Raw genomic sequence first — 26,984 nt, forward strand, 5'->3', positions numbered from 1 at the left:
GAGCGGCAAATCGCCTGATGGGCACTGAGCCTGTTTCAGCATTCATCCCCGATGACCGAACCGATCCGCGCTGTCCGTTTCACGCCGGCCAGGCCGGCGTGAAACGGACAGCGGCGTCATCAAGGCCTCAGAGCGACCGCCTTGACCTCCCAAGGCGCGAGGGAGACGCGCGCGGCGCCGTCGTCGACCCGCAACTCCTCACCGCCGTTCTCGAGATACGAGGTCAACCGTGCCGCGCTGAGCCCGATTCCGGGCAGCGACAGCCGGACGGCGGTCGGCTCCGCCGAGAAGGACTGGAGCTTCACGAGCACGTCGCCGTCCTTGCCCGACGAGACCGCGACCACCTGCACCGCCTGCTCCTCGGCCTCGAGCCTGACGAGCTCACCCTGCGCGGGCACCTGCCGCGCGTCGGCGCCGCCGCGCGCGGGCACGACCACCGGCGGGTGGACGACGCTCGCGGCGGTCGCCGCAGCGAGGGCGGCACCCGTCCGGCCGCTGGCGCCCGGCACCCCGACCGCGTACTCGAAGGTGGTCTCGAATGCCTGCTCGATCGGGAAGTTCGTGTCCCACACGTTGTTGTGCGCCCACGAGTACACCGTCCCCGGTTCGCGGGGGGAGGTGCTGTCCGGGAACGGCGCGTACGGCAGCGCGATCACCCCGGTCTCGACCAGCGGCGCGTTCCGCGTCACCCACGCGACCGACCCGTCCTCGGCGGAGTCCAGGCTCACCCAGTGCCTGATCGCGCGCATGTGCTGAGGCGCCCCGGGCACATGCGGCAGCCCGTCGCCGGTGACCCCTCCAGTGATCTCGTACCGCACCTCCGGCTGCGACAACGCGAAGGGGAAGGCGAAGTAGGCGCTCTCCTTGGTGCGGGTCACGGGTTTGTCCAAGCGGTGCTCGATCCGCAGCAGGCTCTCGCCTCGCCGCAGCCGCAAGGTCGTCCAGGCCCGATCGACGCCCGGTGCGGAGAACTCGAGGACCAGGCGCTGCTCGACGCCGTCGTCGGCCGCCTCCAGGATGACGGACTGCCGTGCGACGCCCCGGCTGCCCAGCAGCTCCAGCCTCGTGCTGGTCGACGTCCTGTTGGACTGGTGGTTGAAGCCGCCGGCCGAGGTGTACTCGTCGTAGATGTACTGGTCGAATCCGACCACCGAGTCCTTGTTCACGAGTTCGCGCCCGGTCGTGCGGTCGATGATCGAGGCGATGCAGGAGCGGACGGTGTCGTACTCCACGCGCAGGTACTCGTTCTCGAGGACCGGCGCGGTGGCGTCGTCGCCGCCGATTCGGGCCGGCTCCGCATCGCGCTCGGAGCCGGAGGCGTCCGCGGCGCGGATGTCGAGACGCACGTAGCCGAGCCCGGGAATGTCCGGCACGCTCACGCGCACCCATCGACCCGCCTCGCGGAACGTGAAGTTCGTCTGCCCGGTCTCGGTGTGCGCGAGCCGCTCTCCCGTGCGGGCGTCGACCACGACGATGTCCTGATCCATCGGGACGATCGCCTCGCGCAGCAGGAACGACGCGGTGGTGCTGCTCGCCCACGTCTGCGGGTTGAGCACGACGACGGACTGCAGGGCCGAAGGATCGGACGCCACGTGATCCGCGAGCTCCGCCGTCGCCTTCTCGAGGAACTCCCGGGTGAGCTCCTCGGCGTCGATCGCGCGAGAGCCCTTCCACTGCCATTGCAGTCCACCGGAGGCCCAGCCCTGGTCCGAGTGGCGCCACGAGTCGCCCGCGCCCCAGGTGTGCTCGTTGAACAGCGAGATCGCCCGATAGCAGCCGTCCGCGAACTGCCGCTCGCCCGCCTGCGATTCGGCGTCGTCATCCCGGTCGATGCCGAGCAGCCGCCCCGCCCTGGAGACGAACTGGGCGTCGGTCACCCGTGTCTGAGCGTCGCGGACGATGGACTGCTGCAGCGCCGCGGAGCCGACTCCCTCGACCCACCAGTCGCCCCAGTCGCCCTCGAAGGTCTGGATCTCGTCTCCGAGCCGGGCCTCGGCGTCCTCGAAGAACGCCGGGCCGGTGGAGGTGATCAGATGCGGCCATTCCCACGTCTCGTTCCACTGCTTGGCGATCGAGGCCGCCTGCAGCCGCGCCGGGCCGTTGTCGCCGCCGTGCCCCTGGGTGCGCAGATGCAGCACGTCCCACGGGTAGGGCTTGCGGTCGGAGACCGGGTCGCCGTGCCAGCCGAAGGTCCCGGGCGGGAAGGGGTACGGATTGTTCGCCAGTGAGTACAGGTAGGACGGCAGCAGCAGGTCCACTTCGCTGTAGGACTGATGAAGTCCCACATTCGGACCCTCCATGTACGCGGCGCCGTGCGGGCTGTCGGTCATCCACACGAGGACTTCCGCCCCCGACGGGGACCTCCACCGGAACAGCCGCGGCAGGTCGTCACCGCCGTGGTGGTGGGGCATCGAGCGGCCGGCCCAGTTGTGCGCCACCGAGAGGTAGCGCACCCCGGCCTCCTGCAACGCGTGCGGCAGGCCGACGGGCTGGCCGGGGACGTCGGTCTGCATCGCGCTGGGGAGCTCGACCGAGTAGCGTTCCCGCAGCTCCAATGTGGGTCGCAGCATTTCGTGCAGCTCATCGGTGGAGCACGTGTCGAGGTGCGTGTTGAACGGCAGTGCCGACAACTCGATGCGGCCCTCGCGGATCCGGCGCATGAGCTCCTCGACGCGTTCGCGCGGCCGGGTCTGCATCCACTGGTCCACCACCCACCGGGACTCGACGGTCCAGCGGAACTGCACATCGTGCGGCCAGTCGTCGGTGGCGCGGCACAGGTCCAGCGCCGAGTCGATGTAGGAGCGCTGCTCGGTGCGGATGCGCGGCTGCGGATCGGTGTAGCCGATGTCCAGATGCGAGTGGTGCACGAGGTGGATGGTCCACTCGCGAGGGACGTCGAGGACGAGGGAGGTCTCCGCGTCCAGGTCGCCGCGGTGCACGCGGATGCGCACCGGCGTCTCCTGCTCGTAGCACGGCACGAGGAGGCGCACCGTTCCATCGGGCCCGGACGCGGCTTCGGCGGGGATCGCCGATCCCTGCTCGTCGCGGATGTCGATGTCGTCCGGCCCGACGACGTCGACGAGTGCGGGCGGCAGGTCGAAACGGAGCGCGCGCTGCCGGCCGCCGTCGGCGCCTCGGCGGATCAGCGGCTCGCAGACCACGGCGATGTCCCCTCCTCTCACGGGGACCGATGCGCGGGCCGAGGAGTCGAGCAGACCCTCGCGCGCGCCTTTCGCTCGTGCGATCAGTGAAGTCTTCGGCATCGTGCTGCACTCTCTTCCGGTTGTGTGCGTGTGGTCGTGTCGAGGCCCGAGGCGGGCCTGTGCGTGCCGGCCGCGGCGGTTCGCGGTGCCCGGTCACGTGTGCTGGTCGGGTGACCGTTCGCTGGGATTCCGGTTGATGGAGAAGAGTTCTCGACTCGGCCCGAGGGCTCGGCGGTGGTGAGGATGGCGGTGTCCGCAGGTGGTGGGTCGACGTCGTGCGCCGCGAGCGTCGACTGCCGGTTCGCCGTACGAGCGGGGCTCCGACTCATCATGGTGTCCACCTGAACTTGCTTCAAGGTAACGTTACCAACAGCCAAGGTAACGTTACCAATTGCGCAAGTCAACAGCGATCGCACATTTTTCGCATGCCGCGTCCACACGTGGCTCCATCGGTGATCGGTCGTCATCCGCGCGGGCCGACTCGGCGCGCGGGCCGTGCTCAACCGGCCCAGTGCCAGGGGATTTATCGCCGGACATCGATGCCTCGGACCGGACGGCCGAGCCGTCGCGCGATCGGCCTCCACGCGGATCGACGACCCCGGCGGCGTGTTTCCGCGCGTCCGCCACCCTTGACGAACGGCTTTGGTAACGATACCTTCCAATTGGTAACGTTACCTTCGACACAAATACAATCGTCGATGCCGCGGCGCACTCGCCGGCGGCACCCCGTTCCGCGGATCCTCCTCGGCCGGCAGTCGTTGCAGGTCATGAAGGCAGGGGCACGCGGCAATCGACGACGTCTCTCAGACCCGATAGTTCACGGACGCGTACGCGCCCACGGCCATGCCGCGGAGCGCAGTGATCCACCTCGTCCAAAACGACCGTCTCTAATGGACATACGGTCGGAGGTTCTGCCTTCGAGGAAGAAGGACACATGCAGAACGAATCCGCAGAAGCCGGCGATACCCCGCCGGGCAACGTCTTGACATCGATTTCGACCGCCGCCCCGAACGACTCATCAGACCGCCCCCGCCCCCGACCCCGGGCAAGGAGGATGACGAAGGCCAAGCGGCGCAATCTGCGCCTGGGGCTCATGTTCATCTCGCCGTGGATCGTCGGCCTGGTGGTGTTCATCGGGTACCCGGTCGTCTACTCGATCGCATTGAGCTTCACCCGCTACTCGGGGATGGGAGCTCCGACCTGGGTGGGAGCCCAGAACTACATCACCGCGTTCACCGACCCGCTGGTAGCGAAGGCGGCGTCGAACACGCTCTTCTACGCCATGATCGCGGTGCCGCTCGCGCTGGTGATCGCCCTGGTGCTGGCGATCGCCATGAACCAGAACGTGCGCGAGGTCGCGCTGTACCGGACCATCTTCTACGCGCCTTCGCTGATTCCGGCGTTCGCGATGTCGTTCATCTTCATCGTCTTCCTGAACCCCCAGTTCGGCGTCTTCAACCAGATCATGAACGTGTTCAACGAGGGGAACGTCAACCTGCTCGGCGATCCGACGGGCGTGAAGATCGCCATCGTCATGATCACCCAGTTCGGTGCCGGAAACGCCGCCCTGATCTTCCTCGCGGGGCTGCGCAACGTCCCCAAGACCCTGTACGAGGCGGCGCGGGTGGACGGCGCCGGGCCACTGCGGCAGTTCTTCACCATCACCCTGCCGCTGCTCTCCCCGGTCATCCTGTTCAACCTGATCACCGGCGTTTCCGGTGCGCTTCAGGTGTTCACCGAGGCTTACGTCATCACCAACGGCACCGGCGACCCGGACGCCGGAGCCCTCTTCTACATGATGTACCTGTACCGCAACGCCTTCGGTTTCGCCGAACTCGGATACGCCTCGGCTCTGGCAGTACTGCTGTTCCTGGTGGGCCTCGGACTCGCCCTGACGATCTTCCGGTTCTCGCGCAGACTCGTGAACTACGACGTGGAGGCATCCTGATGAGTACCCCGCTCGATCAACTCTCGAAGGGCTCGGCCGAAGCCCTCGAAAATGCGGAGCGCCGCCACGAGCTGGGACGCCGTCCCGACGGCACGCCTCGCCCATGGTGGTCGAAGATCACCGCCCGCCTGGTGATGGTCGCGCTCAGCCTGCTCTTCCTGCTGCCGATCTACTGGATGGTCGTCTCGGCCCTGAAGACCAACGAGGAACTCGCGCAGTTCCCCCCGACGCTGTTCCCGCAGTCATGGGAGTTCGGGAACTTCGCGGACGCGGTCACCGCGATGCCGTTCCTGCAGTTCTTCGCCAACTCCGTGATCATCACGGTCGGCGTGGTCGTCCTGTCGGTGCTGTCGAACTTCGTCGTGGCCTACGGCTTCGCCTGCATCGACTGGCCCGGGCGCAACAAGGTCTTCTACCTCGTGATCGCGACGCTGTTCCTTCCCTTCCCGGTCACGCTGATCCCCATGTTCGACCTCTGGGCCCGCCTGGGTCTGGTGAACACGCTGTTCCCGCTGATCATCCCGGCGGCATTCGCCTCGGCCTTCTACACGTTCCTGCTGCGGCAGTTCCTGCTGCAGATTCCCAAGGACATGATCAACGCGGCACGCGTCGACGGCGCAGGCGAATGGAAGATCCTGTGGAAGGTGGTCTTCCCCTCCTGCAAGCCCGCCTTGGGCACGGTGGCGATCTTCGCGGCGGTGGCCGCGTGGAACGACTTCATGGGGCCGCTGATCTACCTGCAGGACGAGAGCGTGCAGACGCTCTCCATCGGGCTGCAGAGCTTCCGCTCCGTGCACGCCCAGGACGTCGCGTTCAACCAGCTCATGGCCGCGTCGTTCCTGGTGATCCTGCCCCTGCTGATCCTGTTCTTCGTCTTCCAGCGGTACTTCATCCGCGGCATCACGATCGGAGGCTTCAAATGATCGATCGCAGACGATTCCTGACGGGGGCGGTGGGCAGCGCCGCCGCCGGGCTGGGCCTGTCCTCATGCGCACGCATCCCCGACGCCGCCGACAACGTCATCCGCTACTGGGGCATGGACGCGGCCAACGCGGACAAGGACGAAGCCGTCCGCGAGGCGTACCTCCAGACCGACGCCGGCAAGGGCGTGGAGATCCACATCGACCAGGTTCCCGTCTCCGGGGCCGCCGACATGAGCCAGGTCATCACGGCCGTTCGCGGCGGCACCGCCCCGGACCTGTGGTGGACGGGACGGTTCACCACTCCGCAAGCCGCGTCCATCGGACTGCTCGAACCGCTCGACCCCCTGATCGAGCGGTATGAGGACGTCTCCGTCGAGGAGTTCAAGCAGCAGTGGATCCAGTTCGCGGTCGACGAGGTGACCTACGACGGTCAGCTGTACGGACTCCCGACCGACACCGACGCCCGTGGGTTGATGTACAACGAGGACGTCCTCCTCGACGCCGGCATCGACCTGGACATGTTCGACCCCGAGCAGCACGTCCTCACCTGGGACGAGCTGCGGGAGGCCTCCCGGCAGATCACCGAGGTGGACGGCGAGGGCAACTACACCCGCCTCGGTTTCGCTCCCTGGCTCCACGAGGGCTGGGGGTACACGTGGGGTTTCGGCCTCGGAGCGGACGCCTACGACAACGACACGGCCGCCGTCACCCTGGACTCCCCCGAGTGGAAGGCCGTGTACGAGCTGTACGCCGACTGGGCCGAGGAGTTCGGGTACGGGAAGGTCGACGTGTTCAACGCGACCTACCAGCCGCCCAACGCGCCGCCCAGCCAGACGGCGATGTTCAGCGGACGGCTCGGCATCCAGACCACCGGACCGTGGCAGATCCAGGCGAACGAGAAGTACGCTCCGGACCTGCCCTTGAAGTACACGTGGCTCCCCGTGGTCGACGACGGCGACCCCACCTACACCTGGTCCGGTGGATTCTCGCTGGCGATCCCGACCGGCGCCAACATCACCAAGACGCTCTGGGACTACATGAAGTTCCACGCCGGGTTCGAGGGCCAATCGATCGTCATGCCCCCCTTGGGCAACGTCCCCACCCACCTGCGGGCCATCGAGGAGAGGAAGTACAACCCGGGGGCCGAGATCTTCCGTCAGATGCTCCCGGGCTCCATCGCGCGCCCGCCGCTCCCGGTCGGCCAGGCCATATGGGACACATTGGATCGGGGAAAGGAGTCCGTGATCGTCGGGTCCCTCACCCCGCAGGAGGCGATCGAGACGAACCAGGCCTACATCGAACCGAAGATGGACCTGTTCGACGGGTACAAGATGCCGGACACGTACGGGCAGCCGAACGAGGTGCCGGAGAGTTGACATTCACCGATCGCCGTTCCGCCCGCCGCGCGACGGCGCGGCCGCACCCCGGGAGGGCCACGCCGTGACACGAACGCCCACTGCGCGAGTCGACGGCCGGACCCCCGTCCTGCTGACCGACGCCGGCGGTGTCCTGCTGCTCAACAACCATGCACTGCTGCTTCCGCTGGTCTCCAGGTACGGCGGCGTCACCACGCCCGAGGCGTACCAGCGCGCCAGCTTCGCCTGCCACAGTGCCGCCAATCCCGCTGACGGCGGTGCGGGCGACTACTACGGCCTGTTCGGCGCGTTCGCCGGCATCCCCGAGGAGCGCCGCGAGGCGTTCACCGAGGAGTTCCGCGCGCTGTCCCATACGCGCAACATGTGCCACCTGGCCAATCCTCACGCGGTGGCGATGCTGCGCCGGGTGGCCGCGAAGGGGATACCCGTCGTGGTGGTCTCGCAGGCCGACGGGACCGCCGCGCAGTTGCTGCGGGAGGCCGAGGTGTGCCAGGTGGGAGACGGCCCCGGCGTGCCCGTCGAAGCAGTGGTGGACAGCGCGGTGGTCGGAATCGACAAACCCGACCCCGCGCTCTTCCGCCATGCCCTCGACATCGTCGGAGCGGCGCCTTCCCAAGCGGTCCATCTGGGGGACACGGTTCCCGCGGACGTCCGCGGAGCGCAGGCGGCGGGAATCCGCGCCCTCCACTACGACCCGTTCGGCGACTGCGGCGACGCGGCGGGGGACCACCCGCACGTCCAGCGGATCGCGGAGACGGAGACCGTCCTCGACGCGATGGCCGCGGAACTGGGACAGGGCGGTGGGCCTTCGCCGGCGAGGTGAACGGTGCGTTCGGTCTTCCGGACGGCGATCGCGACGCCGCCCGGAAGACCGCCCGGATTCGGTCCCCGGCCCACTGACCCGGCCCGGACGAGCACCGCCGCCCGCCCGAAGACCGGCCCCGCCCGCCGCGGCGGCGTGGCACCGGGCCCGCGGGCGGCGGTACGCTGCTGACACTCCACGGCGTCCCCGCCGGGGTGGAAAGGCGGCGACTGATGCGTCTCGGGGCGAACCTCCCGCGGATCGGCGACTACAACGAACTCGTCGTCCTTCAGGCCGTGCGCCAGGACGCCGGGATCAGCAGGGCGGCGATCGCCGACCGCACCGGGCTGGCGCGGCAGACCGTCTCGGGACTGGTGCGGCGGCTGCTGGACGCCGGGCTCGTCGAGGCCGCGGGAACCGAGATCATCGGCCGCGGCAAGCCGAGGACCCGGCTGCGCATCGTGCCCGCCGCGCGCTACGCGCTCGGCGTCCACCTGGATCCGGCGGTCGCGACCGCGGTCCTGCTCGACTTCCAGGGCGAGATCGTCGACCGGCTCGCCGACGCCGAGCTCCTCGACGCCGACCCCTTCGCCTCGACCCGCCGCGTCGCCGAGGCCGCCTCGGCGCTGGTCTCCCGCAACGGCGTCTCCCCCGACCGCGTCGTGGGCCTGGGCGTCGCCACGCCCGGGCCGGTCGACCTGGCCGGGGGTGCGCTGATCACCCCGCCGTGGCTGTCCGGTTGGGACGGATTCCCGGTCCGGCGGGAGCTCGCCGCGCTGTTCGGCGGCGAGGTGAGCTTCGACAAGGACACGACCGCCGCGCTCGTCGGCGAGATGTGGCTCCGGCCCGGCTCGTACGCGGCCGGGACGGTGCTCTTCGTGTACCTGGGGACCGGCATCGGCTCGGCGCTCGGCGCGGGCGGCGAGATCGTGCGGGGCGCGGGCAACGCCGGTGAGATCGGGCATGTCGTCGTCGACCCCGACGGGCCGATGTGCCCCTGCGGGCGGCGCGGCTGCCTCGGCGTCGCCACCGACCCGGCCGGCCTGGTCGCCGAGGCCGTCGAGACCGGGATCCTGCGCCCGCGGCCCGGCCCCGCCACGCCGCGCTCGATCGGCCTGCAGTTCGCGGAGCTGTGCGAGGCCGCCGAAGGCGGTGCGGCCGGTGCGGCCGCCCTGCTGGAGCGGGTCGCGCGCCGCATCGCCGAGGCCGTGCGGATGCTCGTCGGCGTGCTCGACGCCGGACACGTCGTCTTCGGGGGCCCCAACTGGCAACGGCTGGAACGCTACTGCCTTCCCGCGTGCGAGGCCGCGCTCGCCGAGACCCGCAAGCGGTGGCCCGAGCCCACGGTCGTGCGCGGCACCATCGCCGGCGCCGGCGTCGGCGCGGTGGGGGCGGCGGCGATGGTCCTCGACGAGCGCTTCGTCCCGCGCGCCTCCCGGCTGAGCGCGGCCTTCGAAACCGAGCGCGACAGGGCTTGACATTATTAACGCTGAATGATGTGCTAAATCGGTTCGGAACTTCGGGCAACCCCGTGACGAAGGGAACCATCCCGTGCATGACGATTCGGCGATCCTGAACAGGAAACTGGCGCGACTGCGCCGTGAATGGCTCGAGCCCGCCCGTGAGGCCGGAACGCATCCGGTCACCGTCGAGGCATGGGACGTGCCCGACGAGCCCGTACCCGTCGCCGAGGCGCTCGGGGCCGAGTACAAGCCCTTCGCCGTCGGCTCACCGTGGTCGCGCCCCTGGGGCACGACCTGGTTCCGCGTCACCGGCACCGTCCCCGACGGCTGGGGCGAGGACGCCGCACTGCTCGTCGACCTCGGCTACCTGAGCGGCGGGCCCGGCTTCCAGGCCGAAGGCCTCGCCTTCCGGCCCGACGGTGTGAGCGTCAAGGCCGTCTCGCCGCGCAACCGGCAGGTGCCCGTCGAGGCCGGCCCCGGCGGCGAGTTCGAGCTGTACATCGAGGCGGCCGCCAACCCCGACGTGATGCGCGACAGCTGGACCGCGCCGACCCCCTTGGGCGACAAGGCGACCGCCGGAGACGAACCGATCTACCGGCTCGAACGCCTCGAACTCGTGCGCCGCGACCGCGAGGTCGAAGAGCTGCTGCTGGACCTCGACGCCCTCACCGGCCTGCTCGGCGAACTGCCGTCCGAACTGCCGCGCTCCCAGGCGATCCTCGGCGCGATCGAGTCGATGATGCGCGCCCTCGACCTCGACGACGTGGCCGGCACCGCGCGGGACGCCCGCGCCGCGCTCGCCCCCGCGCTCGCGTCCCCCGCCGCCGCCAGCGCCCACGAGGTCTACGCCGTCGGCCACGCCCACATCGACTCGGCGTGGCTGTGGCCGGTGCGCGAGACCGTCCGCAAATGCGCCCGCACCTTCTCGAACGTCCTGCAACTCATGGACGACGACCCCGACTTCACGTTCGCGGCCTCCTCCGCGCAGCAGTACGCCTGGATCAAGGAGTGCTATCCGGAGCTGTTCGAGCGCATCCGCGCCCGTGTCGCCGAAGGCCGCTGGATCCCGGTGGGCGGCATGTGGGTCGAGTCCGACACGAACATGGTCGGACCCGAGGCGATGGTCCGCCAGTTCACCGAGGGCAAGCGGTTCTTCGCCGAGGAGTTCGGCGTCGAGCCGCGCGAGGTGTGGCTGCCCGACTCCTTCGGCTACTCGGCGGCCCTGCCGCAGATCGCCCGCAAGGCGGGCGCGGACTGGTTCCTCACCCAGAAGATCTCCTGGAACGACACCAACAAGTTCCCGCACCACACCTTCCGCTGGGAGGGCATCGACGGCACCGACGTCTTCACGCACTTCCCGCCGGTCGACACCTACAACTCGGACCTGTCCGCGAAGGACCTGGCGCGGGCCGAACGCCAGTCCCGCGACCAGCGGCACTCGAACCGCTCGATCGTGCCCTTCGGCTACGGCGACGGCGGCGGCGGACCCACGCGCGAGATGATCGGGGCGGCCCGGCGCACCGCCGACCTCGAAGGCTCCCCGAAGGTCCGCATGGCCGCTCCCGCGGCGTTCTTCACCGACGCCCAGCGCGAGCACCCCGACGCGCCCCGCTGGCTCGGCGAGCTCTACCTCGAATACCACCGCGGCACCTACACCTCCCAGCACCGCACCAAACTCGGGAACCGCCGCTCGGAGCACCTGCTGCGGGCCGCCGAGCTGTGGGCGGCCACCGCGGCCGTCGCCGGAGTCGCCGACTACCCGGCCGAACGGCTGCGCCGCCTGTGGCGGACGGTGCTGCTCCAGCAGTTCCACGACATCCTCCCCGGCTCCTCGATCGCGTGGGTCCACCGCGAGGCCGAACGCAACTACGAGGCGGTCCGGGCCGAACTCGAGGCGCTCATCGCCGAGTCCCTGCGCGCCCTCGCTGGCGACGGCGATCTGCCGCTGGTGGCGAACGCCGCCCCGGCCGCGGTCGACGGCGTTCCGGCCGGCGCGGTCGCCGCGCGGGACGAGACGGCCGTCGAACCGGTCTCGCTGACCGCCGCCGAGGGCGGTCACGTCCTCGACAACGGCCTGCTGCGCGTCGCGATCGACGCCGACGGCCTCGTGCGCTCGCTCCTCGACGCCGAGACCGGACGCGAGGTCGTCCCCGCCGGGGAACGCCTCGGGCTCCTGCGCGTCCACCGCGACGTGCCCGCCCACTGGGAGGCGTGGGACATCGAACGGGACTACCGCGACAGCGCCGAGGAGCTGACCGGCGCCGACGGCGTCGAAGCCGAGACGGCTCCGGACGGCTCGGCGCTCGTGCGCGTCCGCCGTACCCACGGCGCCAGCACCTTCGTCCAGACCTTCGCGCTCGCCCCGGGCCGCAGGCAGCTCGAACTGGGCACCGAGGTCGACTGGCACGAGCGCCGCAGGCTCCTCAAGCTCGCGCTCCCATTCGCGGTGCACACCGACCGCGCGGCCTCGGAGATCCAGTTCGGACACCTGTACCGGCCGATCCACGCCAACACCTCCTGGGACGAGGCCAGGTTCGAGACGATCGCGCAGCGCTGGCTGCACGTGGCCGAGGACGGCCTCGGCGTGGGCGTCGCGAACGACCAGACCTACGGGCACGACGTGACCCGCCGCCACAACGACGACGGCGTCTACGTCGTGGTGGGGGAGTCGCTGCTGCGAGCCCCGATGTCCCCGGACCCCGACGCCGATCAGGGCCGCCACTCGCTGCGCACGACGGTCGTCGTCGGCGGCGTCGACGCCGCGATCCGGGAGGGCTACCGGCTCAACGTCCCGACCGTCGCCCTCCAAGGCGCGCGGGCGGTCGAGCCGCTGGTCGGCGAGGCCTCACCGGGCGCGATAGTCGAGGCCGTGAAGCTCGCCGACGACGGCGGCGGCGACGTGATCGTGCGCGTCTACGAGGCCTGGGGCGGCAGGCGCACCGCGACCGTCCCGCTCGGCGTGGACGCCGCCTCCGCGGTCGACGCCGACCTCCTCGAACGGCCGCTCGACCGCAACGGCACCGCATTGGCCGGTGAGCGCGAACTCCGGCTCGAACTGTCGCCGTTCGAGATCCGGACCGTCCGGATCACGCCGCGGCGGAGAGTGTCAGACAGTTGACTCTGTGGCATGTTCGGTGGTGGTCGTCGGTGATGATATCCGAGCAGGATCTGGTGTCGGAGCGGTCGAAAGCCGGCTCTGCCGTACATCTGACGCATGAGCTGCTTGGTCTTGGTGTTGACGCCCTCGGCGCGGCCGTTGTGGAACGGAAGTGTCAGGGCGGCGATGATGGCGGCCTTGTCCTGGTCGAGGCCGCGGGTGAAGGCGTGGAGATGGGGGCAGGTCCTCGTCGTGGACGGCGGTGATTCGCTCTTGACACCGGTCGATGCCGGACTCCTTGGAGCGCAGTAGCGTCGCGAAGTCGCGGCTGTGGCCGTCCGCTGCCCCGAAGGGGGCGGCCGTTCCTGGAACCGGGCCTGATTCGGAGCGGCAGCCGAGACGACCCTCCTGGCTCGCGGATGACGTCTGCTCTTGTCCACCCACCTGAGGTGCCCGGGTTCTATTCGAAAGCGAGCAATGCTCTGTATGCGCGTTTCGGCGTGTCGGGCGACTGCGGCACGTATCGTCCGGTGGGAACCTTGCCCGAACGAGACCACGCATTCCCCACGGCGACGTCGGAGTCGCGAAGGAGCATCATGGAGCGCAAACCGGTCTGCCGGCCCGCCGGTCCGGGATCCACCTTCCTTCGAAGGCACCGTCTCGCCGTCGTCGCGATCACGGTGCTGGCGGCGGTCGGCCTCGCCGCCGTCGCCGCAGCGGTGCCGACGGACGGCGCGCCTGCCCGGTCCGATCCGGCGCCGGGCTCGGTCGAGCAGGCCATCACGGACCCGAACCCCGACCACATTCGGGTCGCGTTGGCCAACCCCGGTATGACGGTCGAGATCCTCGGCGAGCCCGAACCGCTCGATACCGGGGCGTTGACGGGCGAGGTGAACCTCGCGAGGCCGGAGGGGGACCAGGCCATGACGACCTCTGCCCTCGTCCTCGCCTCGTCCGGTGCAGTGGGGGACCTCGGCCAGGTCTTCGGCGCGGTCCGGCCGGGGCCCCTCGCGGACTTCCGCTACGACACGTCGACGCAGTCGATCATCTTCAACCCCGGCGTCGAGATCGAGGCCGAATCGGTCCCCGGCATCGACAAGCCCGGCGGTCCGGTCTTCCTGTACACCGGCCCGATGCGGATGCTGCCGACCGAACCGGTCGCGAACCCGCAGTTCCCGCCGTACGGCCAGACCTTCTACGCGCCGGGCCCGGTCGTGCTGTGGGAAGGCGAGTCCGGTGTGACCGGAGCGGAACCCGTCGGCCTCCTGACCGGCTTCAGGCTGACCGTCACCCACCCCGGCTGATCGGCATCCGCGGCGCCCGGCCGTCTCCGGCTGACGCCCGTACTCGAAGCAGAGAGGAACAGGAACATGCGAGTCACTTCCCGTCGGCCGCTCGCGGTGGCCGCCTGCGGGGTCCTTGCGGCGCTCGTCGTCGGGCTTCCCTCCCACGCGCAGCGGCCCTCCGGTGCCGAACCGTCGCTCGCATTCGACTCGGCCCTCTGCGGTGCGGGGGGCGACCTGGAGGTGGGGTTCCTCCTCACCGACGCGGTGGACGCGCCCGGCACCTATGCCGTCACCGACGTCACCCTCCGGACCGGGCCCGAATCAAGCCCCTGGCGGGACGCCGAACTCGGCGGCACCCTGCAACCGGGCGCCGAGCTGCCCGGGGCCGAAGCCGGTCCGCTGTCGGGGCGGGTGCTGGTCCCCGGCGACGCCGGTCGCGTCGAACTGAAGGCGGAGCTCGAACGAACGCCCGCGGACGGGCGCACCGAACGGATCGAGTTGCACGCCGAGGCCGACCTGGACGCCTGCACGCCGATCGTCCCCGAGCAGCTCGAGGTGCCCGACCGGGTCTGGGGGCCCTACGGCGGGAAGCGGACGATCCCGACCCACGTCTCCCCCGAAGGAGGCCAGACCACCCACCCGAGCGTCGTGCGGGTGCCCGGCGGCTGGAACGGCTACGAATACTGGATGGCGCACACGCCCTACCCCTCCGGCAACTCCGCCCACGAGGACCCGAACATCGTCGCCTCCAACGACGGCGTCACCTGGGTCGTGCCGGCGGGACTGGACAACCCCATCGACGACCAGCCCGGACTGCCGGGGCCCTACAACTCCGACACCGATCTGCAGATGGGGCCGGACAACACGATGTACGTGTTCTGGCGGGTCGTGATCCCCGACGCGTCCCAGGAGCGCATCAAGTACTCCTCCTCCACCGACGGCGTCAACTGGACCGCGCCCGCCGAGGCCCTGCGAAGCTCCATGAGCGCGCGGCGGCCGCTGTCGCCGTCGCTGCTGTACGAGAACGGGCACTGGGTCATGTGGGCGATCGACATCCTCCCCTCGCCGAACCGCATGGTCTATTTCGTGGGCGGCGCCACGCCGGCCAAGGCCGACTGGGGCGCCCCGTCCACCGTGGCCCTGGGGGCGATGCAGTCCGGCAAGGAACCCTGGCACCTGTCGGTCGCCAGGGACGGCGACGCCTACATCGGACTGCTGAACGACACCGCGCAGGGCTCCACCGGGCGCGACGGCGACCTGGTCTTCGTCACGGGGACGAGCCCGACCGCTTTCGCGAACTCGCACTTCGGGGCGATTCCGCGACTCAAGCCGGGCATGCACGACCACCTGTACAGGGCGACCATGTTCGCCGACACCGAATACGGCGTGCCCGGGTACCGGGTCTGGTATTCGGCGAGGCTGGCGCTCAACCCGAACGTGTGGAACATCCAGCAGACGTTCCTCCACGGCGCCGCGGTCCACGGGAGCCCTCCGTAGTCGAGCTGACTCGGGCGACATGTCGCCGGATCTTCCAGACGTAGAGGATTATATGTGTATTTTAACATCTATGACCGATTCTGCCGATATGCGGGACCGACTGCCCGGGCCTGCACTCCGGTCAGGCTGGGACGCGCTCCCCTTCACGTCCGGAGACGAATCGAGTCCGGTGGGCTCGTCGCAGACCGTCCGCCGTCTCGTCGAGCGGTCGCTCGGCACGGCGGATTCCGGCACCGCCAACGACATCCACCAGTGGGGGCAGTACGTCAATTCCCGCATGGCACTGCATGTCCTGGCGCGCCTGGCCTGCCCCGACGACCCCGAGGCGGTCTTTCGGGTCCACCGCGACCGGGCGAGGCTGGAGAACGCGGCGCTCAATCTGGAAGCCGTCTGCGCGATCGCCTCCTCCATCGCGCTCAAGGCCCGCAGCCGAGAGGAGCGTTCCATCGCCGTCGAGCTGTTCGATCTGGCTCGACGCAGGCTCCGTGGCAGGTTCCCCGCCGAATGCCGCGAACTGCACGTGATGACCGCATACCTCAGCGGCCGCGGCGGCCGTGCGAAGCGGCTGGCGACGTCCTACGGAGAGTCGGCCCGCCGGATGAAAGACGCGTTGCGCTGCCAGGACGCCCACCCTCGCAACGGCGGCTCCCCGGCGGCCTTCATGCGGCGGCTGCGGAGCTTCGCCGACTGGCCTGAGCTGTCGACTCCCGAAGCGGGGGAGCCGATGAGCATCGACCGGCTCCGGACCGCGGCGGTCCGGCATGTCGCGGAAGGCCCGCTGATCTCGGTGATCATGACCTGCTTCGAACCGGACGAGGCCCTTCTGACGGCGGTGCGGTCGATCGCCGCGCAGTCGTGGCAGAACTGGGAGCTGCTGCTCGTGGACGACGGCTCGGGTCCGCGGTACGACGGGGTCCTCCGCGAGGCCGCCTCGATCGACCCGCGGGTGAAGCTGCTGATCCAACCCGAGAACGCCGGCACCTACCAGGCCCGGAACCGCGCCATGGCGGCCGCTGACGGCGAGTTCATGACCGGGCTCGACTCCGACGACTGGGCCCATCCTCGCCGCCTCGAGCGCCAGGCGCGGCGACTGATCGAGAACCGGCGTCTCGTCATGGTCGAGTCCCTCAGCATCGCCGTCCATGAGGACCTGGCGCTGGTGATCGACCCCCAGGTCGCGGTGGTCGCCGCCCGATCGACCCCGATCATGATCCGCTCCGGCGCGGTCATGGAGCGCGTCGGCTTCTACGACGAGGTCAGGAAGACCGCCGACTCCGAATACCGCTGCCGCGTCAAGGCGGTGTTCGGCAGAGGCGCCGTCGCCCGTATGAGCACCGCACCGGCGACCCTTGTCAGACACAGCGGACAGACCTTGTCCTCCGGAGAGGTGTCGCGCCACTGGATGTCGGCGGACCGGCTCGCCTACCACTCGGGCTTCACCCACTGGCACCGCAGGATCGCCGAAGACCGCGCGAGCCCGTTCCTCGAGGCGCTGGCCCGGCCTCGGCCGTTCCCCATCAGCGGTGGTGTCACCCGTACCAAGGCCCGGAACCGCGCGATCGAATACGAGCGCGTCTACGCCGCCGATTGGCGGTGGCTGGACGAGCCGCGCGGGTCGATGCTGGACGACGCCGCCGACCGGGCCGGGCGGGGGGCGTCTGTCGGACTCGTCCACTGTCCCGAGTGGGTCGAGGTCGACGGTAAGCGGCCCCTCATCGGCTGGCGTGCCCTGGAGGCGGCGTCCCGATACGGGCTCGACTTCATCGACCTCGAGCCCCGGTACACCGGGACGGTGATCGTGCCGAGCCAGGACTACGCGGAGCTGCTGCGGTTCGAGTACCCCGCGTTGCCGGCCGACCGCGTCCGCGTGTTCGCCGACTGCCCGCGAGAACCCGCCCAGACGATGAGAAGGCGGACACCATGCATTTGAAGCACATGGTCGAGGCCGCGGCGCGGCGTCCGGACTGGGCGGCGGCCGCGGCCGCGCCGTTCGCTCCGGTGGTCGTGCTCATGCTGCCCGTCGAGGGCCTCGGACAGATGACGAGCATCGTGATCGGCGTGCTCGGTCCGGTCCTCGGCGCCGTGTACCTGAACCGGCACCGAGCGCTCGACTGGGCGCGGACCGCCGCCGTCAGCCCTGGGCCGGTTCGGAAGCGGACCTCCCTGCGCGCCGTGCTCGGGAACGTGATCGGGCGGTCCGGTCGGGCCGGCCTGCCTCCTGGCAAGCGGCGGGAGCTGGAGCTGTGGGAGACGCGAATGAACCACGGCTGGTCGACGACGGCGGCCGCGGCCCTGCGCGAGGTGGCCGAGTCCGGCAGTGAGCACGGCGAGGCCCGCGTGCGCGCCATGGCCGCGCTGTGCGGACACCAGATCTCGCGGGGACGCCCGCAGCGGGCCGGCCGCTCGCTGGAGGCCGACATCGTCATCGTCTCGACGCTGAACCTGCGTGGAGGCACCGCCTCCGCGAACGAGGCCGAGATCCTGGCCTACCGAGCGGCCGGACTGCGGGTCGCACTGGTCCACCACCCCGTGAGGGACCGGGCCATGAGCCGCCCGATCGACCGCCGGCTGCGGGACTTGATCGACGGCGAGACGGTCGTCGAGGTCCTCCCCGAGGACACGGTCCGCTGCGACCTGGCGATCGTCAGATTCCCGATGGCGCTGGAGCACCTCATGGACGACCGGCCGCGGATCGACGCCGCGAAAACGGTGCTGCTGGTCAACCAGACGCCCTTCGAGGAATACGGACTGTGCGGCGGGCACGGGACGGCCTGGAGCGTGCGCGACGTCCACCGCAACGTCACCGGGTGGCTCGGGCCCCACACCTGGTACGCGATCGGCCCGGCCGTCCGCGACGTCCTACGTGAGCACCACGCTGACGAGCTCGCCGGCATCGACCTCGCCGACGACTTCTGGTACGAGACGATCGACGCCGTTGAACGGGTCCCGGAGCGGCGCGGGAGGCGGAACGCGGGCGATCCGATCAGGATCGGACGGCACAGCCGCGATCACGTGCTCAAGTTCCCCAATATGGCCAAGCACCTCCGAGCCGCCTATCCCGCCGCCGCGGACATCGAGGTCCACATGCTCGGGGCGCACGATTCGGTCACTCGGATCCTCGGCGCGATCCCGTCGGGCTGGACCTGCCACCGTTTCGGCGCCATGCCCGCGGCGGACTTCTTGGCGGGCATCGACGTCTACGTGTACTTCATCGACGAGTCCCTGGTGGAGGCCTTCGGCAGGGCCCCGCTGGAGGCGATGGCCGTCGGCATCCCGTGCGTCCTGCCGCACAGCTTCGCCGAGTTGTTCGGCGACGCCGCGATCTACTGCGCGCCGGATGAGGTGGAAGCGCAGGTGCGGGCCCTGATGGCCGATCCGGTGCGCTGCGCCGAACTCACCGCGGCCGGACTGCGCCTGATCCGAGAGGAGTTCTCCGCGCAGGCGCTCCTGCGCCGGGTGGAAGGACTCGGCGTCACCACGGAGTCCGCGCTCGAACCGGTCGGATCCGCGGCGGCGATGGTCCTGGAAGGCGGCCGACGATGATGCCCCGCGCCAAGCGGCTCGCCCGCTCCCCGTTCGCCAGGACGTCTGCTGTGGTCGGTACGGTGGCGGCGGCGGTGGCCGCGCCCTTGCTGGCCCCGCCGCCGGCCGGACCGCTCCTCTCCGGTTCGGTGCTGCTCGCCCTCGCCGTGCTCGGATGCCGCGACGCCGCGGCCGTGCGCCGGATGCGCCGCGACCTGGCGGCGAAGCACGCCGCCGCGAATCTGCTCGGCAAGAGCGTCCCCCAGGCCCGCCGCCCGACTTCGGCGCCGGGCCTGGCGCGTCAGGTGGCGCGCATCCGGGAGGCGGTGGCGGGCGGGTTCCCGGACTCCGCGGTGCGGGAGATGCGATCCCTCGCCTCCCATGCCGGGATCCCCTCCGCCGCCCGGCTCGACATGCTCCGTTCGCTCTCGGACAGCCTGCGAGACGTCCCCGCGCCGCCGCAGCCGAAGCGGTCCGCCTTCGACGTGGTGTTCATCTCGCCCCTCGGCATGGCGGGCGGCACCACCTCGGCGAACGCCGCCGAGATCCGGGTCTGCAAGGAGCAGGGCCTGAAAGTCGGCCTGCTGCACCACCGCATCTACAAATGGGGCCGGAACGCTCCGCTCAGCCCGCGGATCGAGGAGCTAGTCGACGGTGAGACGGTGCAGCTGATCGGTCTGGACGACGTCGTCGAGTGCGATCTCGCCGTCATCCGCCTGCCCACCGCGCTGATGAAGCCGCTCGAACGGCGCCCCAGGATCACCGCCGGCTCCACCGCGGTCATCGTCAACCAGACGCCGTTCAAGTTCTACGAACCCGGGGGACCCAGGGAAGAGGCGTGGGACATCGCCACCGTCGAGCGGCACGTCACCGATTGGATGGGGCCCCACACCTGGTATGCGGGAGGACCGCAGGTCCGCGTGGCGCTCTTGGAGCACCACGCCGCGGAGATCGCCGGCCTCGATCTGTCCGCCTCGCTCTGGAACGAGACCATCGAGATCGACCAGTGGCGCCTCGACGGCCGCCGTGAGAGCGACGGTCGCATCCGCATCGGCAGGCATTCGCGCGACCACGAGTTGAAGTGGCCGGAGGACCCCGAGACGCTGCTGCGGTGCTACCCCGACAGGGAGCCGTTCGAGATCCACGTCCTCGGAGGCGCGGAGACGCCGACGCGGGTCGGTGGACAGCTGCCGTCGAACTGGACGGTCCATTCGTTCAATGCCATGTGCACCAAGGAGTTTCTCGCCGAGATCGACCTCATGGCCTACTTCATCTCCTCCGGAGGGCTGGAGGCGTTCGGCCGGGCGCCGCTCGAGGCGATGGCGGCCGGAGTGCCTGTCATCATGGACCGGCGGTTCCAGATCACGTTCGGACCGGCCGCGATCTACTGCGAACCCGCCGAGGTGGCGTCCACAGCGGAGCGGATCATGGCCGACCCGGACGCGTACGCCGTTCAGCAGGCCACCGCTTGGGATTTCGTCGCCGACCGATTCTCGGGGCGCGCGTTGCTGGAGCGGATGTCGCTGTGCGCCCGATCGGGAAACATACGGGACCGCGTGGAGTACGCGCCGGCGAGCTACTGGGACCTGCGCTACGGCTCGGGCGGGAATTCGGGGGAGGGGTCGCGCGGAGAGGAGGCCGCCTACAAAGCGCGGTATGTCGGCGATCTCATCAAGGAGCGAGGGGTCGTCAGTCTGATCGACTGGGGCTGCGGGGACGGCGGAGTCCTGGAGAAGATCGACATGCACGGCGCGTCGTATCTGGGCGTGGACGTCTCCGAAGTGATCGTCGAGCGGATGCGCGAGCGGTTCGCGGGGCGGCCGGACTGCCGTTTCGAGCTGCCCTACGGGATGGGCCGCGCCGAGCGCCGCGATCTCGCGCTGAGCCTGGACGTGCTCTTCCACTTCCCGGTCGACGCCGACTACGACGACTACCTGTCGAGGCTCTTCGGCAGTGCCGAGCGGTTCGTGCTCATCTACTCCACCGACTCCGCCGAGGGGATCACCGCCCATCATGTGCGCCGACGGGAGTTCACCGCCGATATCGCGGCGCGGTTCCACGAATGGAAGCTCGTCCGGGCCGAACCGCCGTTGTCCGAAGGCCTGGCGGCGTTCTTCCTGTACGAGAGGGCTGCCTGAGCGGGACGGCCGTGCGGGCGAGTGGGACGCGCGCGACCCGGACCGTCTCCAGCTCGGGCCGTTCGCCGGCGTCGGCAGGATGCCGCGTACCGCTGGACGCCCGGGGCATCGCGCCCCGGGCGCCGCTCGCGTGCGTGTTCGATTACTCGGCCTCGACGGCGGCCTTGCCGTCGGCCACGGGGATCTCCTGCGCCTCCGGCTTCGGCTTGACGGCGCCCGCGACGCGGACGGTCAGCAGCCCGTCGGAGAGCTCGGCGCTCACCTGCGAGGCCTCCGTGCCCTCCGGGACGGTGAACTCGCGGCGGAACTTTCCGGCGGTGAGGCCGCGGACTAGGTAGCGGTCGCCCTCGGCCGCCTCGCGCTCGCGGCGCTCGGCGGTGACCGACAGACGCCGGCCCTCGAGCGAGACCGAGACGTCCTCGGCGGCGACGCCCGGGACGGCGACGGTGATGACCGCGTCCGAGCCCTCGGTGTACACGTCGGCCTGCGGCGAGTACTGCGTGGCCCCTCGGCCGAAGCCCAGGCGCACCAGGCGCTCGAACTCCCTGTCGAAGTGCCGGAACGCCGTAAAGGGGTGCTGGTAGCGAACGATCATGGCGGTGGTCTCCTTCCTCATGATTAGCACTCGAGCCTTGAGAGTGCTAACGACAGATAAGACGACCGGCGCCCGCGGATTATTTCAACAGTGGCATGCATCACCGCTCTTTGAGCTTCAGTCTCCAGGTCTGCGCGACCAGCTCGTGCCCGAACATGCGGACCGGCTCCTCGGTCTCGAGGGCGAAGCCCGCGTCCTCGTACAGCCGCCTGGCCGAGAGCAGCATGCTCACCGTCCACAGGACCATCGACTCGTAGCCCGCCTCCCGCGCGAAGCCGACGCAGCGGCGCACCAGCGCCGCGCCCACGCCGCGGCCGCGCGCCTCGGGCTCGACCCACAGCAGGCGGAGCTTCGCCGTGGTCGCGTCGGCCCTGACGCAGAAGACCGAGCCGGCCGGCCTGCCGTCGAGCTCGGCGATCCACCCGGCCTCGCGCTCGCGGTCGCGGCCCGCGGCGAAATCGGCCGCGATCCTCGCGACGAGTGCCTCGTACTCCTCGTTCCAGCCGAACTGCCCGGCGTATCCGGCGCCCTGGCTCCAGACGACCCAGCCCAGGTCGCCGGGGCGCAGGGGCCGCAGCACGGGCGGGCCCGGCTCGCGCTCGGCGTCGAGCTCGGATCGGATGAGCCGCATGGCCTCGACGACGCGCCGCCGCCGCTCCGGCTCCAGGCCCGCCAGGAGCTCGGCGACCTGCCGTGAGGAGCGTCGGTCGAGGTCGGCGAAGACCTCGCGGCCCCGGCCGGTCAGGTCGAGGATCCGGCGGCGGCGGTCCCGCTCATACGGCCGGCGTTCGATCAGGCCCTCGCGGTCGAAGCGGGCGAGGATGCGGCTGAGGTAGCCCGCGTCCAGGCCGAGCGCGCGGCGCAGCTCGGTGGCGTCGGGGCCGTCCCGGTGGGCCAGCTCGAACAGCACCCGGACCTCGGTGAGCGTGTAGGGGCTGTCGAGGAGGTGGTCGCCGAGGACGCCGATGGTGTTGGTGTAGAAGCGGTTGAAGGAACGGACGGCGTCGATGTGCTCGTCGGACGGCGGCTTGTCCACGATCGCTCCAGAGGGGACTCCGAGAAAATGCTTGACTCGGTCAATCATATGCCCGCTCGTCGGCGTCGCACAAGAAAAGCCTCTTGCGAAAGCGCTCCCAAATCGAAACAATGAGCTCCATGGAAGTAGCCGTACGCCCCAAACTCAGCCGCGCCGACGTCGAGGCGCTCATCCGCGACCGGCTCGGAGCCGATGCCGAGGTGACCGCCCACGAGGAGTTCACCGACGGGTACTTCAACGCCGCCCACGGCGTCGACCTCGCCGACGGGCGCCGCCTGGTCGTCAAGGTCGCCCCCGAGCGCGGCGTCAAGGTGCTGCGCTACGAGGAAGACCTCATGACCGCCGAGATCGAGTTCTTCGAGCGCGCCGCCTCGGTGGACGTCCCCCTGCCCCGGCTGTGGCACACCGACGCCGCCGCGGGCGTCATGATCATGGACCGCCTCGACGGCGTCCGGCTCCCCGAGGCCAAGAAGCGGATGAGCGAGGCCGAGAAGCTCGCGCTGCGCCGCGAGCTCGGCGCCCTCGGCGCCCGCGTCAACACGATCGAAGGCGAGTACTTCGGGTACACGCGCGGCCACGGGCGCACCAGGTCGGACAGCTGGGGCGAGTCGTTCCTGTCCATCATCGACGACATCGTCGCCGACATCGAGGAGTTCGGCACCGTGCTGCCGCGCCCCGTCGCCGAGATCCGCGAGCTCATCGCCTCGCACCGGCCGCTGCTCGACACGGTCGAACGCCCCGTCCTGCTCCACTTCGACCTGTGGGACGGCAACGTCTTCGTCGAGCCCGGCGAGGACGGCTGGCGTGTCCAGGGGTTCATCGACGGCGAGCGCGCGCTCTACGGCGACCCGCTGGCCGAGCTGGTCTCGCTGAGCTTCAACGAGCCCGCCGAGAACGAGGCCGTCCTCGACGGCTACCTCGGGCGCGAGCTGACCGACGACGAGCGGCGGCGGCTGACCCTGTACCAGGTCTACCTGTGGCTGATCCTCGCCGCCGAGTGCGACGTGCGCGGCTTCGACGCCGCGCAGAGCGCCGAGCAGTACGGTTGGGCGACCGCGAACCTCGTCAGAGACCTGCCCCTGCTGGAGTCCTGACGCCGCTCAGGCGTGGTCGTGATCGTGGTCGTCGGGGTCGGTGCGCCCCGCCGGCCTGTCGGCCGTGGCCCTCGCCAGCCCGTACGGCGGCATGTTGACGTACGAGGTCTCGTACTCGCCGGCCTCGACCCTGTACAGCTCGTGCCACAGCCCGACGTCGCCGTCGTCCTTGACCGCCCCGTTGAACCACTTCCAGAAGCCGCGGTGGGCGTACTCCCGGCCGTGGGCGTACCGCTCGAGATGGTCGGCGCTGCGCCAGTACTGGACGACCATGATGACCCTCCCGCCGACCATGACCCGCGAGTCCAGCAGCCCCAGCGACGGGTCGGCGGCGAGCTCGCGCAGCATCGGCCGCAGGGCCGAGAGCACCGGCCACCACTTGCGGACCTTCCAGATCTTGTTGACGCGCACGCCGACCGTGAAGACGACGAGGTCCTCGTCGTAGTCGACGACCACACGGCCGGGATGGACTTTCGCCACGTGCGGACCTCCAAGGGGGAGCGCGGGACACCTCCCTCCAAGGTTAACGACATGCGTTCGTCTCGTGCCATACGGTCTCGGAGCCGATCCGCTCTGTCAGTCCACAGTGGTTTCTCTAGTGCCGCCACGACCACTCGGCCACCTCGGGGGCGTCGGTGCCGTGGACCCGCGTGTGCTCGCGGGCGGCGTGGCGGGCGTCGACCATCCGCTGCCGCAGCCCGGCCGCGTTCTGGCCCAGGCCCGGCACGCGGTCGATGACGTCCATGACCAGGCGGTACCGGTCGAGGTCGTTGAGCATGACCATGTCGAACGGCGTGGTCGTGGTGCCCTCCTCCTTGTATCCGCGCACGTGGATGTTCCCGTGGTTGGCGCGCCGGTACGTCAGCCGGTGGATGAGCATCGGATAGCCGTGGTAGGCGAACAGGACCGGCCTGTCCCTGGTGAAGACCGTGTCGAACTGCCGGTCGCCCAGGCCGTGCGGGTGCTCGGTGTCGGGCTGGAGCCGCATCAGGTCCACCACGTTGACCACCCGCACCTTCAGCTCCGGCAGGTGCGCGCGCAGCAGGTCGGCCGCGGCGAGCACCTCCAGGGTCGGGATGTCCCCGGCGCAGGCCAGCACCACGTCGGGCGAGCGGCCGTCGTCGCTCGAGGCCCACTCCCAGATGCCCAGGCCCCGTTCGCAGTGGCGCACCGCCTCGTCCATGCCCGTGTACTGGAGCGCCGGCTGCTTGCCGGCCACGACCACGTTGACGTACTGCTTCGAGCGCAGGCAGTGATCCATCGTGGACAGGAGTGTGTTGGCGTCCGGCGGCAGGTAGACCCGCACCACGTCGGCCTTCTTGTTCATGACCAGGTCGATGAACCCCGGGTCCTGGTGCGAGAATCCGTTGTGGTCCTGGCGCCACACGTGGCTCGACAGCAGGTAGTTCAGCGAGGCGATCGGCCGCCGCCAGGAGATCTCGTCCGTCGACTCCAGCCACTTCGCGTGCTGGTTGAACATCGAGTCGACGATGTGGATGAACGCCTCGTAGGACGTGAACAGGCCGTGCCGCCCGGTCAGCAGGTACCCCTCCAGCCAGCCCTCGCACAGGTGCTCCGAGAGGACCTCCATGACCCGCCCGTGCGGCGCCTGCCCCTCGTCGGTCGGGTACAGCTCGACCTCGTACTGCCGGTCGGTGACCTCCAGCGTGGCGCCCAGCCGGTTCGAGGCGACCTCGTCGGGCCCGAACAGGCGGAACCGGTCCGGGTTGGCGGCGATGACGTCCCGCAGCCACCCGCCGAGCGCCTTGGTCGCCTCGCCGACCGTCCGGCCGTGCCCCTCGACCTCGACGCCGTAGTCGCGGTAGTCCGGCAGGATCAGGTTCCGCAGCAGCAGCCCGCCGTTCGCGTGCGGGTTCGCGCTCATCCTGGCCTCGCCGCGAGGGGGCAGCTCCAGCAGCTCGGGGACCGGCGTGCCGGTGGCGTCGAACAGCTCCTCCGGCCGGTAGGACCGCATCCACTCCTCCAGCGCGGCCAGGTGCTCGGGGTTGTCGCGCACCTCGGCCAGCGGCACCTGGTGCGCCCGCCACGTGCCCTCGACCGGCACGCCGTCGACCTCGGCCGGCCCCGTCCAGCCCTTCGGGGTGCGCAGCACGATCATCGGCCAGCGCGGCCGCGGCGGGGCGACCGGGTTCCGGCGGGCCTCGGCGCGGATCTCGGCGATCCGGTCGAAGCACAGGTCCAGCGTGGCCGCCAGCTCCCGGTGCACGGCCCTCGGATCGTCGCCCTCCACCAGGAACGGCTCGTGGCCGACGCCGCGGAGGAACGACATGCGGTCCTCGTCCGGGATGCGGGCGAGCATGGTCGGGTTGGCGATCTTGTAGCCGTTGAGGTGCAGGATCGGCAGGACGGTCCCGTCCGAGACGGGATTGAGGTACACGTTCGACATCCACGAGCCGGCCAGCGGCCCCGTCTCGGCCTCGCCGTCGCCGATGACGCACGCGACCGTCAGATCGGGATTGTCGAAGGCGGCGCCGTAGGCGTGCGAGAGCGAGTACCCCAGCTCGCCTCCCTCGTGGATCGAGCCCGGCACCTCGGGCGCGCAGTGCGAGGGGATGCCGCCGGGGAAGGAGAACTGGCGGAACAGGCGCCGCAGGCCCTCCTCGGAGTGGCCCGCCGAGGGGTACAGCTCGGGATAGGTGCCCTCCAGCCACGTGTTCGCGACGATCGCGGGCCCGCCGTGGCCGGGGCCGGTCACGTAGATCATGTCGAGGTCCCGAGCCTTGATGCACCGGTTGAGGTGGGCGTATATCAGGCTCAGGCCGGGGCTGGTGCCCCAGTGGCCGAGCAGGCGCGGCTTGATGTGCTCGCGGCGCAGGGGCTCGCGAAGGAGCGGATTGTCGAGGAGGTAGATCTGGCCGACGGTCAGGTAGTTCGCGGCCCGCCAGTAGGCGTCGATCCGATCGAGCTCGTCGGCCGGCAGGGGACTTGTCCGCTGTGTCGTCTCAGTGATGCCCATGGCTCCGAGACTGCCGCATTCGCCGCG

The 26,984-nt window shown here is 70.2% G+C and carries 17 protein-coding genes and 1 pseudogene; 12 read left to right on the forward strand and 6 right to left on the reverse strand.

What is annotated here, in order from left to right; translation table 11 throughout:
* Positions 1-119: 119 nt before the first annotated feature.
* Complete coding sequence (locus YWW_RS28980) at positions 120-3,263, reverse strand: glycoside hydrolase family 38 N-terminal domain-containing protein (protein WP_051325513.1); 3,144 nt, start codon at positions 3,261-3,263, stop codon at positions 120-122.
* Positions 3,264-4,257: 994 nt separating this feature from the next.
* Between YWW_RS28980 and YWW_RS0107995 the strand changes: the two genes are divergently transcribed.
* The 6 genes from YWW_RS0107995 (at position 4,258) to YWW_RS0108020 (ending at position 12,833) form a co-directional block, all read left to right on the forward strand.
* Positions 4,258-5,151, forward strand: a complete 894-nt coding sequence (locus YWW_RS0107995) for a carbohydrate ABC transporter permease (RefSeq protein ID WP_026929722.1) — start codon at positions 4,258-4,260, stop codon at positions 5,149-5,151.
* Positions 5,151-6,074 (forward strand): carbohydrate ABC transporter permease, encoded by a 924-nt coding sequence (locus YWW_RS0108000; RefSeq protein ID WP_026929723.1) that lies wholly within the window; start codon positions 5,151-5,153, stop codon positions 6,072-6,074. The genes YWW_RS0107995 and YWW_RS0108000 overlap by 1 nt, the downstream gene beginning before the upstream one ends.
* Positions 6,071-7,450, forward strand: a complete 1,380-nt coding sequence (locus YWW_RS28985) for an extracellular solute-binding protein (protein ID WP_081687280.1) — start codon at positions 6,071-6,073, stop codon at positions 7,448-7,450. Before YWW_RS0108000 ends, YWW_RS28985 begins: the two co-directional genes overlap by 4 nt.
* A gap of 64 nt (positions 7,451-7,514) precedes the next feature.
* The gene (locus tag YWW_RS33875) at positions 7,515-8,273 is read left to right on the forward strand and encodes an HAD family hydrolase (protein WP_051325514.1); all 759 of its coding nucleotides are present in this window, start codon (positions 7,515-7,517) and stop codon (positions 8,271-8,273) included.
* A gap of 212 nt (positions 8,274-8,485) precedes the next feature.
* Positions 8,486-9,730: an ROK family transcriptional regulator gene (locus YWW_RS28995; protein ID WP_051325515.1), complete on the forward strand. Its 1,245-nt coding sequence runs from the start codon at positions 8,486-8,488 to the stop codon at positions 9,728-9,730.
* Positions 9,731-9,803: 73 nt separating this feature from the next.
* Entirely contained in the window at positions 9,804-12,833 is a 3,030-nt protein-coding gene (locus YWW_RS0108020) for an alpha-mannosidase (RefSeq protein ID WP_026929724.1), read from the forward strand.
* A gap of 38 nt (positions 12,834-12,871) precedes the next feature.
* On the opposite strand, the pseudogene YWW_RS34895 reads toward YWW_RS0108020, so the two are convergent.
* Positions 12,872-13,139 (reverse strand): annotated as a pseudogene (locus tag YWW_RS34895) (transposase); the annotation flags it as partial.
* A 269-nt stretch (positions 13,140-13,408) separates the two neighbouring features.
* Here YWW_RS34895 and YWW_RS0108030 point away from each other — a divergent pair.
* From YWW_RS0108030 to YWW_RS0108050, 5 genes are all read left to right on the forward strand, one after another.
* On the forward strand, positions 13,409-14,116 hold the full coding sequence (locus YWW_RS0108030; RefSeq protein WP_026929726.1) for a hypothetical protein: 708 nt from the start codon (positions 13,409-13,411) through the stop codon (positions 14,114-14,116).
* A 66-nt stretch (positions 14,117-14,182) separates the two neighbouring features.
* Positions 14,183-15,595 (forward strand): hypothetical protein, encoded by a 1,413-nt coding sequence (locus YWW_RS0108035; protein ID WP_155830010.1) that lies wholly within the window; start codon positions 14,183-14,185, stop codon positions 15,593-15,595.
* Positions 15,596-15,764: 169 nt separating this feature from the next.
* Positions 15,765-17,525: a glycosyltransferase family 2 protein gene (locus YWW_RS0108040; RefSeq protein WP_026929728.1), complete on the forward strand. Its 1,761-nt coding sequence runs from the start codon at positions 15,765-15,767 to the stop codon at positions 17,523-17,525.
* Positions 17,516-19,138, forward strand: coding sequence for a glycosyltransferase family protein (locus tag YWW_RS29000; protein WP_155830012.1), 1,623 nt, complete (start codon positions 17,516-17,518; stop codon positions 19,136-19,138). Before YWW_RS0108040 ends, YWW_RS29000 begins: the two co-directional genes overlap by 10 nt.
* Positions 19,135-21,255 carry a hypothetical protein gene (locus YWW_RS0108050; protein ID WP_155830014.1) on the forward strand — a complete coding sequence of 707 codons (2,121 nt, stop codon included), beginning with the start codon at positions 19,135-19,137 and terminating at the stop codon, positions 21,253-21,255. Before YWW_RS29000 ends, YWW_RS0108050 begins: the two co-directional genes overlap by 4 nt.
* 142 nt (positions 21,256-21,397) lie before the next feature.
* Here the strand turns inward: YWW_RS0108050 and YWW_RS0108055 are convergent, their stop codons facing one another.
* Entirely contained in the window at positions 21,398-21,871 is a 474-nt protein-coding gene (locus YWW_RS0108055) for an Hsp20/alpha crystallin family protein (RefSeq protein ID WP_035696390.1), read from the reverse strand.
* Between the two features lie 79 nt (positions 21,872-21,950).
* A complete protein-coding gene (locus YWW_RS0108060) occupies positions 21,951-22,886 on the reverse strand; it encodes a bifunctional helix-turn-helix transcriptional regulator/GNAT family N-acetyltransferase (protein WP_245595378.1) in 936 nt (311 codons plus the stop codon).
* Between the two features lie 119 nt (positions 22,887-23,005).
* On the opposite strand from YWW_RS0108060, the gene YWW_RS29005 reads away from it, so the two are divergent.
* The gene (locus YWW_RS29005) at positions 23,006-23,980 is read left to right on the forward strand and encodes a phosphotransferase family protein (RefSeq protein ID WP_051325517.1); all 975 of its coding nucleotides are present in this window, start codon (positions 23,006-23,008) and stop codon (positions 23,978-23,980) included.
* 6 nt (positions 23,981-23,986) lie between these two features.
* Here YWW_RS29005 and YWW_RS0108070 read toward each other — a convergent pair whose 3' ends face one another.
* The gene (locus YWW_RS0108070) at positions 23,987-24,460 is read right to left on the reverse strand and encodes a DUF4188 domain-containing protein (protein WP_026929732.1); all 474 of its coding nucleotides are present in this window, start codon (positions 24,458-24,460) and stop codon (positions 23,987-23,989) included.
* Between the two features lie 115 nt (positions 24,461-24,575).
* Positions 24,576-26,957, reverse strand: coding sequence for a phosphoketolase family protein (locus YWW_RS0108075; RefSeq protein ID WP_026929733.1), 2,382 nt, complete (start codon positions 26,955-26,957; stop codon positions 24,576-24,578).
* Between the last annotated feature and the right edge of the window lie 27 nt (positions 26,958-26,984).

Origin of the sequence: Glycomyces tenuis DSM 44171, assembly GCF_000427885.1 — a bacterium.
Taxonomy (GTDB): Bacteria; Actinomycetota; Actinomycetes; order Mycobacteriales; family Micromonosporaceae; genus Glycomyces; species Glycomyces tenuis.